This window comes from Micromonospora sp. DT229, assembly GCF_049844505.1.
Lineage (GTDB): Bacteria > Actinomycetota > Actinomycetes > Mycobacteriales > Micromonosporaceae > Micromonospora.
Genome location: NZ_JBNCLD010000012.1, coordinates 102,202 through 119,971, shown reverse-complemented (window position 1 = coordinate 119,971; position 17,770 = coordinate 102,202). Strand labels below are relative to the sequence as shown.

At 71.7% G+C, this 17,770-nt stretch carries 15 protein-coding genes; 12 read left to right on the top strand and 3 right to left on the bottom strand.

What is annotated here, in order from left to right:
* Positions 1-48: 48 nt before the first annotated feature.
* Entirely contained in the window at positions 49-642 is a 594-nt protein-coding gene (locus ACLQ2T_RS19685; protein ID WP_425767810.1) for an ArsR/SmtB family transcription factor, read from the top strand.
* The gene (locus ACLQ2T_RS19680; protein WP_425767809.1) at positions 639-2,027 is read left to right on the top strand and encodes an MFS transporter; all 1,389 of its coding nucleotides are present in this window, start codon (positions 639-641) and stop codon (positions 2,025-2,027) included. Before ACLQ2T_RS19685 ends, ACLQ2T_RS19680 begins: the two co-directional genes overlap by 4 nt.
* Here ACLQ2T_RS19680 and ACLQ2T_RS19675 read toward each other — a convergent pair.
* Complete coding sequence (locus ACLQ2T_RS19675) at positions 1,985-2,728, bottom strand: GNAT family N-acetyltransferase (protein ID WP_425767808.1); 744 nt, start codon at positions 2,726-2,728, stop codon at positions 1,985-1,987. The two genes, ACLQ2T_RS19680 and ACLQ2T_RS19675, sit on opposite strands and share 43 nt — an antisense overlap.
* 139 nt (positions 2,729-2,867) lie before the next feature.
* Here ACLQ2T_RS19675 and ACLQ2T_RS19670 point away from each other — a divergent pair, with 139 nt between their 5' ends.
* The 8 genes from ACLQ2T_RS19670 (at position 2,868) to mltG (ending at position 13,156) form a co-directional block, all read left to right on the top strand.
* On the top strand, positions 2,868-3,065 hold the full coding sequence (locus tag ACLQ2T_RS19670; RefSeq protein ID WP_327026774.1) for a hypothetical protein: 198 nt from the start codon (positions 2,868-2,870) through the stop codon (positions 3,063-3,065).
* Positions 3,066-3,140: 75 nt separating this feature from the next.
* On the top strand, positions 3,141-4,658 hold the full coding sequence (locus tag ACLQ2T_RS19665) for a replication-associated recombination protein A (protein WP_425767807.1): 1,518 nt from the start codon (positions 3,141-3,143) through the stop codon (positions 4,656-4,658).
* A 2,405-nt stretch (positions 4,659-7,063) separates the two neighbouring features.
* Positions 7,064-7,813: a hypothetical protein gene (locus tag ACLQ2T_RS19660; RefSeq protein WP_425767849.1), complete on the top strand. Its 750-nt coding sequence runs from the start codon at positions 7,064-7,066 to the stop codon at positions 7,811-7,813.
* A gap of 153 nt (positions 7,814-7,966) precedes the next feature.
* Positions 7,967-8,428, top strand: coding sequence for a DUF948 domain-containing protein (locus ACLQ2T_RS19655; protein ID WP_425767806.1), 462 nt, complete (start codon positions 7,967-7,969; stop codon positions 8,426-8,428).
* A gap of 24 nt (positions 8,429-8,452) precedes the next feature.
* Positions 8,453-8,758, top strand: coding sequence for a hypothetical protein (locus ACLQ2T_RS19650; RefSeq protein WP_425767805.1), 306 nt, complete (start codon positions 8,453-8,455; stop codon positions 8,756-8,758).
* The gene (gene alaS, locus ACLQ2T_RS19645; RefSeq protein WP_425767804.1) at positions 8,755-11,433 is read left to right on the top strand and encodes an alanine--tRNA ligase; all 2,679 of its coding nucleotides are present in this window, start codon (positions 8,755-8,757) and stop codon (positions 11,431-11,433) included. Before ACLQ2T_RS19650 ends, alaS begins: the two co-directional genes overlap by 4 nt.
* A gap of 73 nt (positions 11,434-11,506) precedes the next feature.
* Entirely contained in the window at positions 11,507-11,965 is a 459-nt protein-coding gene (ruvX, locus tag ACLQ2T_RS19640) for a Holliday junction resolvase RuvX (protein WP_425767803.1), read from the top strand.
* The gene (gene mltG / locus ACLQ2T_RS19635; RefSeq protein WP_425767802.1) at positions 11,966-13,156 is read left to right on the top strand and encodes an endolytic transglycosylase MltG; all 1,191 of its coding nucleotides are present in this window, start codon (positions 11,966-11,968) and stop codon (positions 13,154-13,156) included. It abuts the gene before it with no gap.
* Positions 13,157-13,221: 65 nt separating this feature from the next.
* Here the strand turns inward: mltG and ACLQ2T_RS19630 are convergent, their stop codons facing one another.
* Positions 13,222-13,560, bottom strand: a complete 339-nt coding sequence (locus ACLQ2T_RS19630) for a hypothetical protein (protein WP_425767801.1) — start codon at positions 13,558-13,560, stop codon at positions 13,222-13,224.
* Positions 13,561-13,698: 138 nt separating this feature from the next.
* Positions 13,699-14,955 carry an endo-1,4-beta-xylanase gene (locus ACLQ2T_RS19625; RefSeq protein ID WP_425767800.1) on the bottom strand — a complete coding sequence of 419 codons (1,257 nt, stop codon included), beginning with the start codon at positions 14,953-14,955 and terminating at the stop codon, positions 13,699-13,701.
* A 45-nt stretch (positions 14,956-15,000) separates the two neighbouring features.
* Between ACLQ2T_RS19625 and ACLQ2T_RS19620 the strand changes: the two genes are divergently transcribed.
* Together ACLQ2T_RS19620 and ACLQ2T_RS19615 are read left to right on the top strand one after the other, a co-directional pair.
* Positions 15,001-15,834: a shikimate dehydrogenase gene (locus tag ACLQ2T_RS19620; protein WP_425767799.1), complete on the top strand. Its 834-nt coding sequence runs from the start codon at positions 15,001-15,003 to the stop codon at positions 15,832-15,834.
* 191 nt (positions 15,835-16,025) lie between these two features.
* Positions 16,026-17,741 (top strand): glycosyl hydrolase, encoded by a 1,716-nt coding sequence (locus ACLQ2T_RS19615; protein WP_425767798.1) that lies wholly within the window; start codon positions 16,026-16,028, stop codon positions 17,739-17,741.
* Positions 17,742-17,770 lie beyond the last annotated feature (29 nt).

Genomic DNA, 17,770 nt, shown 5'->3' with positions numbered 1-17,770 from the left:
AGTGCACAATAGTTGTGCATAGGAGTTGTGCATAAGTATTGTGGATTCATGGGGAGTGGTACGGGGGATCGGCCTCGGCGAGTGCGGATCGATCGGCGGCAGGTTCGGGTGTTGGCGCATCCGTTGCGGACGCGGCTGTTGGGGGCCCTGCGGGTGAAGGGGCCGGCGACGGCAAGCGGGCTCGCTGAACTGCTCGACACCAACACCGGGGCGACCAGCTATCACCTGCGGCAGCTGGCCGAGGTGGGGTTGGTGGTCGAGGAGCCGGGTCGGGGGACCGGGCGGCAGCGGTGGTGGCGGGCCGCCCACGACGTCACGAACTGGGAGAACACCGACTTCGACGATGACCCGGACGCGCGGGCGGCGATCGAGTGGATCCAGGCCGAGCAGGTACGCCAATACGTCGAGTACGCCGAGCGGTGGTTCGCCGTACGCGATCAGTGGCCGCCGGCCTGGCGCGACCTCTTCGGTACGAGCGACATCTTCATGACCATTCCGGCGGACCGGTTGGCGCAGTTGCGTGCCGAGCTGTGGCAGGTGCTGGAGCGCTACCGGGCCGAGGCGGACCCGACCGAGCCCGGGGCCGAGCAGGTGCAGATCTTCCTCACCGCCCTGCCGATGCTGATCGGTGGCACCCGGTGAACCCCCTGTCCGTACGCCAGGTCCGGCGGCGTTACCTGGCCCTGCACGGCCTGCGCTGGTTGCCGGTCGGCCTGCTGATCCCGGTGACCATCCTGCTCATGCAGGAACGCGGCCTGACCCTGACCCAGATCGGTCTGGCCGTCGCCGCGCAGGGCGTGGTGGTGCTCGCCCTGGAGTTGCCGACCGGCGGGGTGGCCGACGCCCTGGGCCGCAAGCCCGTGCTGGTGGTGGCGAGTCTGGTCGGCCTGGTCTCGACCGGGTTGCTGGTGGTGGCGGACTCCTTCGCCCTGCTGGTCGTCGTCTGGGCGCTGCAAGGGGTGTTCCGCGCCCTGGACAGCGGCCCCCTGGAGTCCTGGTACGTCGACACCACCCTGGCCGCGGACCCGGACGCCGGGTACGAGAAGGGGTTGGGGCAGGGCGGCATGGTGCTCGGCCTGGCCATGGCGGCCGGGGCGCTGCTCAGCGGCGGCCTGGTGGCCCTGGGGCCGATCGGGCCGCTGAGCGCCTTGACCGGGCCGGTGCTGGCCGCCGTCGGCTTGCAGGTGGTCTACCTGGTGGCGTTGCTGATCCTGCTGGTGGAGGGTCGGGCGGCGATCGGCTCGGCCGCGTTGCGGGCCTCCGTGCGTGACGCCCCGCGCATGGTGGGGGAGGCCCTCGGTCTGCTGCGCCGGTCCCGGGTGCTGCTGGCCCTGGTGGCGGTCGAGTTGTTCTGGGGCTTCGGCATGGCCACCTTCGAGGGGCTGTTGCCGATCCGGTTGGCCGAGGTGGTGGGCGACCCCGAGCGGGCCGGTGTCCTGCTCGGGCCGGCCAGTACGGCGGCGTGGCTGGCCTCGGCCGGTGGCGCGGCGATGACTCCGCTGATCATCCGCCGGCTGGGTGCCGCACCCGGTGCCGCCCTGCTGCGGATCATGCAGGGGATCACCGTGGTCGGCATGGCGCTGTTCGCCGGGCCGACCGGAGTGTTGATCGCCTTCTTCGCCTGCTACGCGGTGCACGGCGTCTCCAATCCGCTGCACATGGGGCTGCTGCACCGGCAGGTCGCCGGCCCGTACCGGACCAGTCTGATCTCGCTGAACTCCATGGTGGCGATGCCGGCCGGCGCCCTGGGTGGGGTGGTGCTCGGTTACATCGGCGACCGGGCCGGGGTCAGCGCGGCGATGCTGGTCGGCGCGGTGGTGCTGGCGGTCGCCGCGCCGCTGTACCTGCCGGCCTGGCGGGCCGGCCGCCACCCCGAACCGCCGGTGACCGCCGATCAGCAGCACCCCACCGATCGGCAGCAGCCCGCCGCCGAGGAGCAGCAGCCCGCCGAGCCGGAGGCCGGCAACGGGGTGGCGATCCCGGGTCAGGCGCAGCGCACCGAGGTGAGCCCGACGGTCTCGACGTAGCCGAGCCGACGGTAGAGCCGCATCGCACCGCTGTTGGCCAGGAAGACGCCCAGCGCCAGCACGTCGTAGCGGGCCGACAGGGCCCGGCTCATCCCGGCGGTGAGGGCGGCACCCAGGCCCCGGCCCCGCCAGGCCGGCGCCACCGTCAGCCCGGCGAGGTAACCGACGTCACCCCGGGTGCGGTCGGCCCCGCAGGCGATCAGCCGGTCACCCTCGCGGATGCCGTACCAGTCGACGACCTGGGGATTGCCCGGCCGTGCGGTGGAGGTGGGGAAGGAGTCCTCGATGAGGGCGGTCAGCTCGGGATGATCCGCCTCGGTGAGCCGGACGACCCGTTCCTCGCCGGGTTGCGGTGGCGGCGGGGTGGTGGTCCAGAGGAAGTCCCAGTCCTCGTGAGCCGCCACCCCGGGGGCGGTGTCGAGGGTGGCCCGGTCCAGTCGGGGCAGATGAACCCAGCGGCCGGGCTGCAGGACGCCCTCGGCGGCGAGTGCGCCGAAGAGGTCCACCGCCTCGGCCGGCGGCCCGACCATCCCACCCAGCGGCCCCGTCGTGACCTCGGGCAGCAGCCAGCAGACCGCGCTGTCACGGCGCCAGGCCCGTACCGGCTCCCGCAGCGGCAGCGAATGTCGAAGGAAGGGGTGCGGGCCCGCGGCGCGCAGAATCGCCTCCCGCTCGGTCAGCCCTCCGTCGCAGATGACCATGGGATGAGCCTAGGTGGGCCCAGATCATGGCAGCAGAGGTCCCCGGGAGGGTGGTCCGGGGTCCAGGATGGAGATTGGTGAGGGGACCGATCGGGTACATCTCGGGCCGACCTACTGGAACCCCCACCGGAGGAACGCCATGCTCGCCATTGCCGCCGCTGCGGTCTTCGGCTTCACGTTGCTGCTGGACCTGCTCGGTACCGATCTCGGAGCGCCGGACCTGTTCAACTGGAACACCCTCGTACTGATCGGCCTGCTGCTGCTGGCGCTGCACCTGGCCGGTGTCGGCAGCCGGGGTGGCCGCTGGTATCGGGGGCGTCGTCCCGGTCGCGGCTGACCGAGAGCGATCATCCCGGGCTCGATCGGTGGCGTGATTCTGGCGTGGTCGGTCGAGCCCGGTACTGTTCTCGTGATGGAGTCCGAGACGCTGTTCACCCTGGGTGAACCTGCCGCAGCAGTCGGTGCGGTGGCAGGTTCCAGTGGCGTCGGTGGCTTCAGCCCGGTCGGCCCGGACGCCCCGCTGCCGGTCCGGATGCGTCCGGCGAGCCTGGACGAGCTCGTCGGTCAGGAGCACCTGCTCGCCCCCGGTGCGCCACTGCGACAACTGGTCACCGGGCAGGCCCCGATGTCGGTCATCCTCTGGGGGCCACCCGGAAGCGGCAAGACCACCATCGCCCACCTGGTGGCCACCGCCACCGACCGGCGGTTCGTCGCCATGTCGGCCCTGTCGGCCGGGGTCAAGGACGTCCGCGCGGTGATCGACACCGCTCGGCGGCAGCGGCGCTCCGGCGGCCCGCCCACGGTGCTCTTCATCGACGAGGTGCACCGGTTCAGCAAGACCCAGCAGGACTCCCTGCTCGCCGCCGTCGAGGACCGTACGGTCACCCTGCTGGCGGCCACCACGGAGAATCCGTACTTCTCGGTCATCTCCCCGCTGCTGTCCCGGTGTGTGCTGCTGTCCCTGCACCCGCTCGACGACGCGGCCGTGCGTCGCCTGCTGCATCGGGCCCTGACCGACGAGCGGGGCCTGGCCGGGACGCTCACCCTCGACTCCGAGGCGGAGGATCATCTGGTCCGGTTGGCCGGCGGGGACGTCCGCAAGGCCCTGACCGCCCTGGAGGCCGCCGCCGGGGCGGCCACCGCCCTGGGCACCGGTCGCATCGACCTGGCCACCGCCGAACGGGCGGTGGACACCGCCGCGGTCCGGTACGACCGGGCCGGGGATGCCCACTACGACGTGACAAGCGCCTTCATCAAGAGCATGCGGGGCTCGGACGTGGATGCCGCCCTGCACTGGCTGGCCCGGATGCTGGTCGCCGGGGAGGACGCCCGGTTCATCGCCCGCCGACTGGTCATCTTCGCCAGCGAGGATGTCGGCATGGCCGATCCGAGTGCCCTCAGCGTGGCGACCGCGGCTGCACACGCGGTGGAGTTCGTCGGCCTGCCGGAGGTGCAGCTCAATCTCGCCCAGGCGGTGATCCACCTGGCCACCGCACCCAAGTCGAACTCGGCCACCACCGCGATCGGTGCGGCGATCGCGGACGTACGGGCGGGTCGGGGTGGCGCGGTGCCGCGGGGCCTGCGCGACGCCCACTACGCCGGGGCCCGCGGCCTCGGTCACGGCACCGGGTACCGCTACCCCCACGACGACCAGCGGGGCGTGGTCCGCCAGCAGTACGTCCCGGACGACCTGGTCGGGACCGACTACTACCAGCCGAGCCAACACGGTGCGGAACGCGCGGTGGCCACCCGGCTGCCGTTGCTACGCCGGATCGTTCGTGGACTACCCGCCCCCGCCGCCACGGGAACGTCGCCGGGCGGCGGCCGGGCTCAGGTCCGCTCCGGTGCCGATGACCCGCAGTCGACGACCGCGGCCGCCGAGGTGACCGAGGAGGTCGGCGATCGCGCCGACGGGAAGGGTCAACAGTGAGATCGCCTGGTTCCGAGCGACCGGAGGACGGCCAGGAGGAGCGGCGCGCCAAGCCCCGCCGCTGGGGCCGAAACAAGTCGGAGGCCGTCCCGCAGGAGCCGGACGGCGGTGAGGACTTCGGCTGGATCGACGACCTGCGCTCGGCCAAGCAGCAGCGCGGCGAACTGGGTCCCGACGGGGTCACACCCGTACCCGAGGGCCCGGCGGCGGCGTCCCGGCCCGATCCGACCCGACCCGTCCACCCCGGCCCGATCCCGGGCAGCCCCGCCTCGGCCGGGCCGGGAGTCCCGCCCACCGGGCCGGTCCGACCTCCCGCCGACGGGCGTACGCAGTCGATGCCGGTTCGTGGCACCGGCCTCCCGCCCCGCCCCGCCGAAGCGCCCCGCCCCGTGGAAGCGCCTCGCGCCCGCCCGGTGGACGGCCCCTGGCCTGGTACGCCGATCACCCGCCCGAGCGGTGGCGGCCATCCGACTGCCGGTCCCGCCCCGACTGGCGGCCCCGCCCCGGTCGGCGGCCCTCGTCCGGCCGGTGGGCCGGTGGCCGCCGGTGGGCCTCGGCCCACTGAAGCCCCCGGGGTCGCCGCCTCGCCGGGTGCGGCGCCGCTGCCCGGCACCGGGCACCAACCGGTGGCAGGTGCCCGAGAACCGCTACCCGCGCCCGCAGGACAACCCCCTGCGCCCACCGGACCTCGTGGCCGCCAGGGCCCGGGCACGGCGGACACCCCGCCGGGTGGCTGGCCGCAGACAGCGGAGGGGCGGTACCGGGGCGAACCGAGGACCGGTCCGGTGATCGGGCCGCCGGCCAACGCGCCGGAGGGGCCCGTCTCGGGTTCTCCGGTCGGCCCGGTGTCGGGTCCCCCCGCAGCGCGCCGCGCGGTCCGGCCGACCGGGACGCCCGCCGGCCCTCGTCGGGCTATGCCGGAACCGATGGGCGGCCCCCGCGTTCCCGGTGCCCCCGAGATCGACCCTGCGGTACCTCCGCTGCCGGCTCAGCCGGGCCGACGTGCGGTCCCGGAGCCGTCCTCCACCGCCGACCCGGCCGCGGGTGGCCTGGGCCGTCCGGCAGCAGGCATGGCGCCCGCCCCGGGGGCACCGACCGGCGCACCCGCCACCGGTCGACGGGTGGGACGGCGACGCGCCGCCGAGCCCGAGGCGGACCAGCCGGTGGTGCCGGCCTCCGGCAATGCGCCGCCGGTCCCCGAACCGGCATCGCACGGCACCGGCGACGAGAATCCCCTCCGGGGCCGCAGTCCCGCGCCGGAGGGCCCGTCCACCGCGCAGCGAGGCCCGTCCGCTGCTACGCAGGGCCCGTCGATCGGGCAGCGAGGCCCCGCGACCGCCCCACAGGGCCCCTCGACAGGGCACCGAGGCCCGTCCGCGCCGCAGGGCCCGTCGACGGCGCCGCCGGGACGGTCGACGGCAGCGCACGGCGTACCGGTGGTGCCGCCAGGGCCGCAGACGCCGCCCCAGGGCCGTCGGGCGGTGCCGGAATCACCGCGTCGAGCGGACGTGCCGGAGGTGTCCCCTGGCACCGGGACACCGCCGCCGAGCAGGGCCGGTCGCCGGGCTGCCGAGGACGGGCCGGTGACCGCTACCGGCTCGGTCGACGACCCCGGCGGGCGGTCGGTGGACCCCCGCTCCGGCACCGGCGGCCCGGACCGGCCGCAACGACCGGCGGACTGGCTACGTCAGGCTGGACGTGCCCACCACACCGATCCGGCGCTTCGGACGATCACGAGGTCGGAACCCGGCCGCCCCGACGGTGCCACCACCGGCGATGTGCCGACGACGCGGGGGCAGCATGGCGTGGAGAACCCCGCCGGGCCGCCGCCGGGTCGCGCCGCCGCCGAAGCGGGCAGGCCCGAGGGCGGGGTACGGCGGCCGGCTGGCGGAGCAGCCCGTCACGACGGGCCGCCCACCGGCCGAGGGCGTGTCCTGCCCCCGGTCGGAGCACCGGCTACGCCGCCGACCGCGAACGAGCCGCCGCCCGGCCGAACCGGATCAGCCGTATCCCCCGGAGGACCCGGATCAGCCGTACCCCCCGGACGGCCCGGATCAGCCGTACCGCCCGGCCGGTCCGGACCGGTGCCGGGGCAGCCGGGCGGAGGGCCGGTGACCGGGCGTACCCGGGCTCCGGATCAGTTGCCCGCCCCGCCGCGCGGTACCGCCCGCCCCGATGGCCCACACGTCGGCCGCCCCGCTGACCTGCCGCCGGGACCCCCCGGGTCGCCGGTGGTCGCCCGGGGCGCCGCCGTGCCTCGGTCCGAGGAACGGCCGGCCGGCCGGGCCGCTCCGCCCGCACGCAACCCGGGGCGTCCGGAGCCCTCCGGCACCGCACCGGTACCCCCACCGGCGCGCGCCGGTGAAGGCCCGGCGGTGGCTCGGGCGGCCGCGGCGGTGGTGCCGATGGGCCCGGTGCTCCGACCCGGGCCGGAGCCGCAGGTACGCAACCCGGCCGAGGCGCCACCGGCGCACTCCGACGGACCGGGAGACGACGGGCCGGACGACGGCGCGCAGGAGCGCCACCAGGACGGCGACAACCGTCGGCTGCGGGTGATGATCCTGGCCGTGGTCAGCGTGCTGCTGCTCGGCGCGGTGCCGGTCTTCTTCGGCCTGCGCGCGGAGGGCCGGGACCCGGTCTTCGCCTCCTTGGACGAACTGGCGGTGCCCACCTGGGCCGCGGTCAACACCACCGATGCGGTCAGCGGCAGCCGCTGGTGTCTGCTGGACTGCCGACTGCGGGAACGGACGGTGACCTCCGAGCGGTCACCGGAGGAGACCGCCCAGGTGTACGAGTCGGCGCTGAGCCAGGACGGCTGGCAGCCCTGGAAGCCGGCCTACTGCCCGGAGCAGGAGGAGAAGGGCCGCTACACCTGCTGGCGGCGGGACGAGTTGACCCTCGATCTCTGGGTCCGCCCACCCACCTGCGTACCTCCGCCGGTGGACGGCGAGCCGGCCGTGGTTCCCTCGCTGGATCCGGAGGCCGCCGCCGAGGAGTGCGCCGGATCGTTGGTGACGGTGAAGGTGCGTAACGCGATCGACGACGACCGGACCCGGCCACAGCCGAGCACCGATCCGTCACTGACCGGTGTGGACCCCTTCCCGACCCTGGGCGACGATCCGCTGGGTGACTTGACGCCCTCACCACCGTCCTGAGCCGAATGTCATCACGGACGGTAGGGTCTCACCTGGCGTCCCGCGTGTGACCCGGCCGGCCCTGCGGCGGGCCACCGGGCGTCGGCGCGGGCGTGACGGTCGTGCGGATCGGGGATAATGCCGCCCCGAGACATCTCGTTGAGGAGGACAGGCGTGGGCATTTTGGAGGTCGCGGCACTGATCGCGGCAATCGCATTCGCGATTCTGGTGCTTTTCCTGACGCGGCCCATCCTGCGGCTGCGGCACACGCTGGATGCCACCACCCGCATGATCAACGACCTCAACGACCGGACCGGTCCGTTGCTGGGCGAGGTCAACACCACGGTCCGCAATGTCAATGTCACCCTGGAGCAGGTGCAGACCTCCCTCGACGGGGTGAACCTCCAGCTGGCCAAGGTCGACACCATGACCAGCCACGCGCAGAACGTCAGCGCCAATGTCGCCAACCTGGTCACGGTCGTCTCCGCCGCCGCGGCCAATCCGCTGGTCAAGGTGGCGGCCTTCGGCTACGGGATACGCAAGGCGGCGGCCACCCGTCGGCACGCCGAGACCGAGCGCGAGGTCCGCGACACCATCAAGGCTCAGCGGCGCGCCGCCCGGCGCGGGAACCGCTGACCAGACGAGGGCGGAGGTACGAGCATGAGGCGCCTGTTCTGGCTGGGTATCGGGGTGGCCGTCGGGGTGATGGTGGTGCGCAAGGCGACCCGGGCCGCGCACGCGTACACCCCGGCCGGCATCGCCGACAACCTGTCTGAATCCGCTGGCAACCTGGTCGAGGAGTTGCGTAGCTTCGTGGCGGACGTACGCGCCGGGATGGCCGAGCGGGAGCAGGAGATCCACGAGGCGTTCGCCCAGGGTGAGGCGTTCGACGACCAGTTCGCCGAGCTGCGGGAGGACCCGCGGATCGGCGATCGAGAAATCTTTCCGGAGGAACACCAGCGATGAAGACGGCGGAGATCAAGCGGCGGTTTCTCGCCCATTTCGAGGCGAACGGTCATGCCGTGGTGCCGTCCGCTCCGCTGCCCGCCATCAACGACCCGAACCTGCTGTTCGTCAACGCCGGCATGGTGCAGTTCGTCCCGTACTTCCTGGGCCAGCAGACCCCGCCGTACCCGCGGGCGGTCAGCGTGCAGAAGTGCATCCGTACGCCGGACATCGACGAGGTCGGCAAGACCAGCCGGCACGGCACGTTCTTCCAGATGAACGGCAACTTCTCCTTCGGTGACTACTTCAAGGACGGGGCGATCCCGTTCGCCTGGGAGCTGGCCACCAAGTCGGTCGAGGCGGGCGGTTTCGGGCTGGACCCGGAGCGGATCTGGGCGACGGTCTACCTGGACGACGACGAGGCGCGCGACATCTGGCTGCGTACCGGGGTGCCGGCGGAGCGGATCGTGCGCCGGGGCAAGAAGGACAACTTCTGGTCGATGGGCATCCCCGGCCCGGCCGGCCCCTGCTCGGAGCTGTACTACGACCGGGGTCCGGAGTACGGCCTCGAAGGCGGCCCGGAGGTCGACGAGGACCGGTACCTGGAGTTCTGGAACCTCGTCTTCATGCAGTACGAGATCGCGGACGTCCGGAGCAAGGAGGAGTTCCGGATCGTCGGCGAACTGCCGAAGAAGAACATCGACACCGGTATGGGCCTGGAGCGGATGGCCTCCATCCTCCAGGGGGTCGACAACCTCTACGAGATCGACGAGGTCCGGCCGATCCTGGAGCGGGCGGCCGAGCTGACCGGCAAGCGCTACGGGGCGCACTCCGGCCAGGCGGCCAACCAGTCCCACCCGGACGACGTACGGCTGCGGGTGGTCGCCGACCACGTGCGGACCGCGTTGATGCTCATCGGGGACGGGGTGACCCCCTCCAACGAGGGCCGGGGGTACGTGCTGCGGCGGATCATGCGCCGGGCCATCCGGGCGGTGCGGCTGCTCGGCTGGCAGGAGCGGGCCCTGCCCGAGCTGCTGCCGGTGGCCCGGGACTGCATGGCGCCGTCGTACCCGGAACTGGCCACCGACTTCGACCGGATCTCCGCGTACGCGTACGCCGAGGAGGACGCCTTCCTCGCCACCCTGCGGGCCGGTACCACGATCCTGGACACCGCGATCACGGAGACGAAGTCGGCCGGCAAGCCGGCGCTCTCCGGTGCCAAGGCGTTCCAGTTGCACGACACCTACGGCTTCCCGATCGACCTGACCCTGGAGATCGCCGCCGAGCAGGGGCTCGACGTCGACCAGGAGGGTTTCCGCCGGCTGATGGCCGACCAGCGGGCCCGGGCCAAGGCCGACGCCCAGGCGCGCAAGACCGGGCACACCGACCTGTCGGCGTACCGGTCCGTGCTCGACTCCGGGGGCCCGGTGACCTTCACCGGCTACACCGAGACGGCCCGCGAGTCGACCGTACGGGCGGTGCTCGGCACCGACGGTCCGCGCGCGGCGGCGGTCGAGGGCGACCTGGTGGAGCTGGTGCTGGACACCACCCCCTTCTACGCCGAGGGCGGTGGGCAGCAGCCCGACCTGGGCATGATCACCGTGGGCGGTGGGCAGGTCGAGGTGCTCGACGTGCAGCAGCCGGTGCCCGGTCTGATCGTGCACCGGGCCCGGGTGATCCGGGGCGAGGTGCGCGCCGGGGAGACCGGGTACGCCGAGATCGACACCAGTCGGCGGCGGGCCATCTCCCGGTCGCACACCGCGACCCACCTGGTGCACCAGACCATGCGCAACTTCCTCGGCGAGTCCGCCACCCAGGCCGGTTCGCTGAACGCCCCGGGTCGGCTGCGGTTCGACTTCAACACCGCGACCGGGGTGGCCCCGAGCGTGCTGCGGGACGTGGAGCAGCAGGTCAACGAGGTGCTCCTGGCCGACCTGGAGGTGCACGCCTTCGTCACCTCGCTGGACGAGGCCCGTCGCATCGGCGCGATGGCCCTGTTCGGCGAGAAGTACGGCGAGCAGGTCCGGGTGGTCGAGGTCGGTGACTACGCCCGGGAGCTGTGCGGCGGCACCCACGTGTCCCGCTCCGGTCAGCTCGGCCTGGTGAAGATCCTCTCGGAGTCCTCCATCGGGTCCGGGGTCCGCCGGGTAGAGGCGCTGGTCGGCATGGACGCCTTCAACTTCCTGGCCCGGGAGCACCTGCTGGTGGCCCGCCTGGCCGAGCTGTACCGGGTCCCCGCCGAGCAGGTCGCCGACCGGGTCGAGCAGACCGTCACCCAGCTGCGCGACGCGGAGAAGGAGCTGGAGAAGCTGCGCGCCCAGCTGGTGCTCGGGGGTGCGGCGGCCTTCGCCGCCCAGGCCAAGGACGTACGCGGGGTCGCCTACGTCGGCATCGAGGCGCCGGAGGGTGCGGCCGGCAACGACGTGCGCACCCTGGCCCAGGAGATCCGTGGCCGGATCGACCTGGCCCGGCCCGGGGTGGTCGCGGTGGCGGCCCGGTCGAACGGCAAGGCATCCCTGGTGGTGTCGGTCAATCCCGCCGCCCGTGGGCGGGGGCTGGCCGCCAACGACCTGGTCAAGGCGGCGTTCTCCGGTCGTGGTGGGGGCAGCCCGGATCTGGCTCAGGGCGGTGGCCTGCCCGAGTCGGAGGTGCCGACCCTGCTGCTGACGGTCGAGAAGGCGATCGCCGAGGCGTGAGTCATCGGCACAGCGGGCCAGGGTGGACCAGTTCGGTCCGCCCTGGCCCCTTTCTCTACAGGGGTGACGTTAGGTGACTGAGCTGTCCCGTGGTGTGCGGCTGGGGGTGGACGTCGGCCAGGTCCGCATCGGGGTCTCCCGGTCCGATCCGCACGGGGTGCTCGCCACCCCGCTGGTCACGGTCGCCAGGGAGCAGAATCCCAGGCCGGACGCGATGCCGAGCGATCTTGCCCAGCTCGCCGCGTTGGTCGTCGAGCACGAGGCCGTGGAGGTGGTGGTGGGCCTTCCGGTCAACCTCGCCGGTAGACATGGGCCCGCAGCCGAGCACGTCAAGGCGTACGCTCGACAACTGGCCGAGGTGATAGCGCCTGTCCCGGTGACGTTGACCGACGAGAGGATGTCCACGGTCGTGGCTAGTCGTAGGCTGGCCGAACGGGGTGTCCGGGGGAAGAAGCAACGTGCGGTGGTCGACCAGGCCGCCGCGGTGGAGATTCTGCAGAGCTGGCTGGAGACGCAGCGGAGGCGGACGTAGATGTTTGACGAGCTGGACCTCGGTCAGGACGAGCAGGATCGGGGGGACAAGGGCAAGCACCGCCGAGGTCGTAAGCGGGGCGGTCGCTCCAGTGGGGGCAAGACGGCGCTGGCCCTGTTGCTGGCCCTGGTGCTGCTCGGCGGTATCGGCGGCGGTGCCTTCTACGGCTTCGACCGGATCCAGAACTTCTTCGTCACCCCCGACTACGACGGCGCGGGCACCGAGGACGTGACGATCCAGATCCCGCAGGGCGCGTTCCTGGCCGACATGGCCGTGGTGCTCCGCGACGCAGGCGTGATCAAGAGCACCAAGGCGTTCATCGAGGCCGCCGAGGAGAACTCCCGCAGCCGCAACATCCAGTCGGGCACCTACAAGCTGCGCAAGCAGATGAGTGGTGAGCTGGCCCTGGCCGCGATGCTCGACCCGGCCAACCGGATCGTCAACGGGATCACCATCCCCGAGGGGCGTACCGCCAAGAGCATCTTCAAGCTGCTCAGCGACAAGACCGACATCCCGGTCAAGGAGTTCGAGGCCGCCGCGAAGGACCCGGAGAAGCTCGGCGTACCGGACTGGTGGTTCAAGCGGGACGACGGCAAGAAGTCCAAGAAGTCCATCGAGGGCTTCCTCTTCCCGGACACCTACGAGATCCCGCCGAACGCCACCGCCGAGACCATCCTCGGGCAGATGGTCGACCACTTCCTGAGTGTCACCGGGCAGATGGAGTTCGCCGACCGGGTGCAGAAGGAACGCGGCGGGATCAGCCCGTACGAGGCGTTGATCGTGGCGTCGCTCGCCCAGGCCGAGGCCGGCACCAAGAAGGATCTCGGCAAGGTGGCGCGGGTCGCCTACAACCGGGTCTACTCGGGCACCTTCCCCTGCGGCTGTCTGGAGATGGACGTCACGGTCAACTACTACCTGGAGTTGACCGGGCAGAAGACCAAGACCTCGGCCGAGATGACCCGGGACGAACTGCTCGACACCAAGAACCCGTACAGCCGCAAGCTGCGTGGCATGATCCCCAGCCCGATCAACAACCCTGGCAAGGATGCCCTCGAAGGTGCCATGGACCCGCCCAAGGGAGAGTGGCTCTTCTTCGTGGCCGTCGACAAGGAAGGCAACTCCGAGTTCGCCGAGACCTACCAGGAACACCGCAAGAACGAGGCCAAAGCCCGGAAGGCCGGGATCATCTGAGTTCCGGCGATACACAGCCTGACGGGGGTGGAGATCGACTCTCCACCCCCGTCAGTTCGCTTCGATCAGTCGATCCCGGCGCCCGGCGGCATCTGGCCGGTGTTCACGCAACCCAGTGCGACATACCGCAGGGTGCGCTTGTAGCCGACCTTGAGCCACTTGTTGCTGGTGGCACCGTTGCAGGTGTAGGAACCGCCGGTGGTCACACCGGTGGTGGTCTTGTTGCAGTCCGACGTGATGGGGTACCAGCAGCCCACCCACTGCCCCGTGTTGATCTGGGCGACCGCCGTGTAGCCGGTGCCGGCTCCGGTGCGGATCTTCACCGCGGTGTTGCCCGCCTTCGGCGTCGCCCCTGCGTTCAGGGTGCTGGCGTTGGCCGGCGCAACACCCAGCGTGAGGGCCACCAACGTGCCGGCGACAACAGCTGCGGACACTCTTCGTAACAGCATTCACACTCCCCGTGGATTGGTGTGGGGGTATCGAATCATCGAAGGCCGCTAATCAGCAAGCTTTATTTGGACTCCCGCCACGCCCTGTCGTGGTCAGGACAGGTCGATGGTGGCGGTGGTGTCGGCGGCGTCGATGGTGAAGCGGGCGGTGCGGTCACCCGCCGAGACGATGTAGTCGCCGAGGAACCCTTCGACGGTGATCATGCCGTCCGGGTCGGTGCGCATCGTGGTCGGTGTTAGCCACCATTCGTCCTTGATTAGGGCTTCGAGTGTGTCGTACGACGGCTTGCGGCTGCCGTCGGAACGAACGAGGCCGGCTGGGGCACCCAACCACGCGCCCCGGTCGGTGAGCCCCCAGTAGTTGACCGCCTGCACGGCGGGGTGGGCGAGCAGGGACCGGTAGTGCCGGACGATCTCCTCGGCCTGCCGGGCCTCGCCTTCGGGGGTGCTCGGCCACTCCGGGATCTGGTAGTCGTTCAGGTCCTCGATCTCCGGCGGCATGAGGTGGCCGGAAACCAGCGTGGTCTCGGTCAGGTGCAGCGGCAGGCCGTAGCGAGCGAACCGGTCGAGCATCTCGTGCACGTACTCCTCGCCCCGGTACCCCTGGTGCATGTGGGTCTGCAGGCCGATCGCGTCGAGACGGACGCCGGCTTCGAGGACGCCCTCGATCAGGCACTCGTAGGCCGAGCTGAGGTCGAAGTCGTTGAGCACCAGGGTCGCCGCCGGGTTGGCCGCTCGGCCCTCCTCGAACGCCATCCGCACCAGGTGGATGCGGCCCCGGGCCCGGGCCAGGGGAGTGATGGCGTTGTCCCCGTTGCCGAAGACGGGCATGATGACCGCCTCGTTGATCGCGTCCCAGGTGTCGATCAAACCGGAGAACCCGCCGACCAGGTCGCGGATCCGGGCCCGTTGCAGCGCCTCGACCTCGTCGAGGTCGAGGCCGAGCAGCCACGGCGGCTGCACGGTGTGCCAGACCAGCGGGTGGCCCTTGACCGTCACGCCGTGACCGGCCAGCCAGCGGGCGGTCCTGGTCAGCCGCTCGGTGTCGGGTGCGCCGCGTCGTGGCTCGTAACTGCCCCAGTAGAACGGCAGCGTGGCGGTGTTGAAGAGGTTCAGCCACAGCTCGCTGAGCCGGTCGAGATCCGATGAGTCCGTGCCGCCGAAGGGCTGGGCGCCCTCGGGGCCGGGACCGCCGACCAGGTTGACGAAGTCGAAGCCGATGTTGCCGAAGGCGAAGGCGTGCCGCCGCTGCTCGACCGTCACGACCTGCTCGGCGAGCACCTGCCGATCCGGCCCGCGCACGGTGAGGGTGGTCTTTCCGGTGCGGTGTCGCAGGCTGCTGTCGGACATTGTTGGATGTTAGGTGACAGTCGTCCCTGCGGTGGAGGAGCCTCGTTGGCGGTCTCGGTGCACAAGACGGCGGTGGTGGGCAAGCCGATCGCGCACTCGCTCTCTCCGGTGATCCACAATGCCGGCTACGCCGCCGCCGGGCTCGATGGGTGGTCGTACACCCGGATCGAGTGTTCGGCGGCGGAGCTGGCGGATCTGGTCGCGGGCCTGGGCCCGGAGTGGGCCGGGTTGTCGGTCACCATGCCCGGCAAGGAGGCGGCGCTCGCGGTGGCCGCCGAGGTCTCCCCGGCCGCCGCCGCCGTCGGCGCGGCCAACACCCTGGTACGCCGACCCGACGGTTCCTGGTACGCCGACAACACCGACGTCACCGGCATGGTCGAGGTGCTGACCGAGGCGGGGGTGGCCCCCGGTGCCACGGTCACCGTGCTGGGGGCCGGTGGCACTGCCCGGGCGGCTCTGGCGGCGGCGGCCCGGTTGCGGGCGGCCGGTGTCACAGTGGTCGCCCGCCGGCCGGAGGCGGTGGCCGAACTGGCGCCGGTGGCGCACACCCTGGGCCTGGCCCTGACGGCCGCGCCCTGGTCGCAGGCGGCGACCCTGACGAAGGCCGAGGTGTGGATCTCCACTGTGCCCAAGGGGGCCGCCGACGAGTTGGCCGACGCGGTGGCCTGGCGGCCCGGCACGGTCCTCTTCGACGCCATCTACGATCCCTGGCCGACCCCACTGGCCGCCTCGGCCGCCGCCGCCGGCTGCCGCATCGTCTCCGGTCTGGATCTGTTGCTGGCGCAGGCGATCGGCCAGTTCGAGCACTTCACCGGGGTGCCGGCCCCTCGGGCGGCGATGGCTGCCGCCCTGGCGGCCGCCCGCACGGACCAGCCCTGACCCGAGCCGGGGTGCGAGTGTGGCCCGGTACGTTCCCGCGGAATTGAAGGTGATCACGCAACGGAAGCACCTTCCTGGGTGGAGCCTTAGGTGAGGGTTAAGACGCGCTTAGGTCCCCCTGTCATGCCCATGCTCCGTGGTGTGCACCGATACGCTGCTCAGCGTTACCGCCGTAGACGCAAGGAGTTTCCGTGACCAGGCGTGGACTGCATCGGCTCATTCGGCACCCCGGTCCCCGGCGCAAGGCCGTTGTCCTCGGTGCCCTCGGCATCACGGTCGTGCTCGGACTCACCGCGACCATGGTGCCCCTGCTGGCCGACGACAACCTGTCCATCCCGGTGGTCGCCGACACCACGGCCACCTCGGTGGCGCAGGACGGGGACAACAGCGTCAAGACCACGCTGGCCACCTGCCCGGCCCGCTGCGACGGGAACTCCCGTGGTGGGCGAGAGGCCGTGCTCGCCTTCCTGGTCACCTCCCTGCCGGCGAACGCCACAAACGTCCGGGCGACCCTGCGGGTGCACACCTGGCAGGCATTCAAGGCCACGGTGACCGCACACGCCTCGAATCTGGACGCCACCGCGCAGCGGCCCGTGCCGCAGCGGGCGGGTACGGCCCTGGACACCGTCACCGGGGTAGGCAAGGGCTTCAACGAGTGGGACGTCTCCGGGCTGGTCACCGGTAACGGCATCTGGACGTTGTCCCTGGCCCAGGCCGGGTTGGATACCCGCATCTACTGGGCCTCGGCCGAGAACCGCAACGCGGATCTGCGGCCCAACCTGGTGGTGACCTACGACGTGGCCGCCCGTCCGCCGTCGGCGCCGCCGCCGAGCGCCACCCTGCCGGCCACCCCGGCACCGACGGCCACCGTCGCGCCGAGTGCCTCGCCCAGCGCGTCGCCCAGCCGGGCGCCGACCCCCACGCCGTCGGCTCCGACCACCACCCGGCCCCCGGCCGACTCCGGCAAGTGTGGACAGGTCTCGGAGAAGCTGGTCCCCTCCTGTGGCGCCTGGTGGGGGATGTACTCACCGACCAACCCCCAGACCTGGGACCACGGTCGGGCCATCACCGATGTCGAGGCCCAGGTGGGTCGCAAGTTCGACGTCGTGCACCGGTACCACGACTTCTCCAACAACGGCAGCAACGGTGCCTTCCCGGACACGTACCAGCAGCAGCAGATGCGTGAGGGCCGGCTGATGTTCTTCGCCTGGGAGAGCCGGGTGTTCTCCTCGGGCACCGTGTTGACCTGGAAGGACGTGTACAGCGGTCGGTACGACGAGACCATCGACGCGGTCGCCGGGCGGATCCGGGCGGTCGGGCAGCCGGTCTTCATCGGCTTCGACCACGAGCCGGAGGACGAGCCGGCCAAGGGCAGCGACGCCGACTTCGTCAAGGCCTGGCGGTACGTGCACGACCGGTTCGGCGCGGCCGGCGTACGCAACGCGGTCTGGGTGTGGACGATGATGGGCTGGTCCGGCCACTACGACCGGTACGCCGGGCTCTACCCCGGCGACCGGTACGTCGACTGGGTCGCCTGGGACCCGTACAACTTCCATGTCTGCAACGGCGGCACGGTCTGGAAGAGCCCGAGCACCACCATCGGATCCTTCTACCGCTGGCTGGACGAGAAGGGCATCGGGGCGGGCAAGCCGCGGATGCTGGCCGAGTTCGGTACGAACTTCGACGCGGCGGATCCGAACGCCAAACGGCGGTGGTTCGAGGAGTTCCCGGCGGCGTTGAAGGCCCACCCCAAGATCAAGGCAGCGATCTACTTCAATTCGCCAGGCGTGACGACCTCGACCAAGACCTGCAACATGACGATGAACCACGACGCGGCATCGCTGGCCGGGTTCACCGCCGCAGGACGGGACAGTTACCTGCGGCAGCCCACCGGAGGGAGCCGCTGACCGTAACCGGACACCCGTTTGCGACACTC

Excerpts from the sequence above, each read along its gene's own strand:
- ACLQ2T_RS19675 (WP_425767808.1), bottom strand. The coding sequence starts at position 2,728 with ATGGTCATCTGCGACGGAGGGCTGACCGAGCGGGAGGCGATTCTGCGC.
- ACLQ2T_RS19660 (WP_425767849.1), top strand. The coding sequence starts at position 7,064 with ATGGGCCCGGTGCTCCGACCCGGGCCGGAGCCGCAGGTACGCAACCCG.
- ACLQ2T_RS19650 (WP_425767805.1), top strand. The coding sequence starts at position 8,453 with ATGAGGCGCCTGTTCTGGCTGGGTATCGGGGTGGCCGTCGGGGTGATG.
- ACLQ2T_RS19665 (WP_425767807.1), top strand. The coding sequence starts at position 3,141 with ATGGAGTCCGAGACGCTGTTCACCCTGGGTGAACCTGCCGCAGCAGTC.
- ACLQ2T_RS19625 (WP_425767800.1), bottom strand. The coding sequence starts at position 14,955 with ATGTCCGACAGCAGCCTGCGACACCGCACCGGAAAGACCACCCTCACC.
- mltG (WP_425767802.1), top strand. The coding sequence starts at position 11,966 with ATGTTTGACGAGCTGGACCTCGGTCAGGACGAGCAGGATCGGGGGGAC.
- alaS (WP_425767804.1), top strand. The coding sequence starts at position 8,755 with ATGAAGACGGCGGAGATCAAGCGGCGGTTTCTCGCCCATTTCGAGGCG.
- ACLQ2T_RS19685 (WP_425767810.1), top strand. The coding sequence starts at position 49 with ATGGGGAGTGGTACGGGGGATCGGCCTCGGCGAGTGCGGATCGATCGG.
- ACLQ2T_RS19670 (WP_327026774.1), top strand. The coding sequence starts at position 2,868 with ATGCTCGCCATTGCCGCCGCTGCGGTCTTCGGCTTCACGTTGCTGCTG.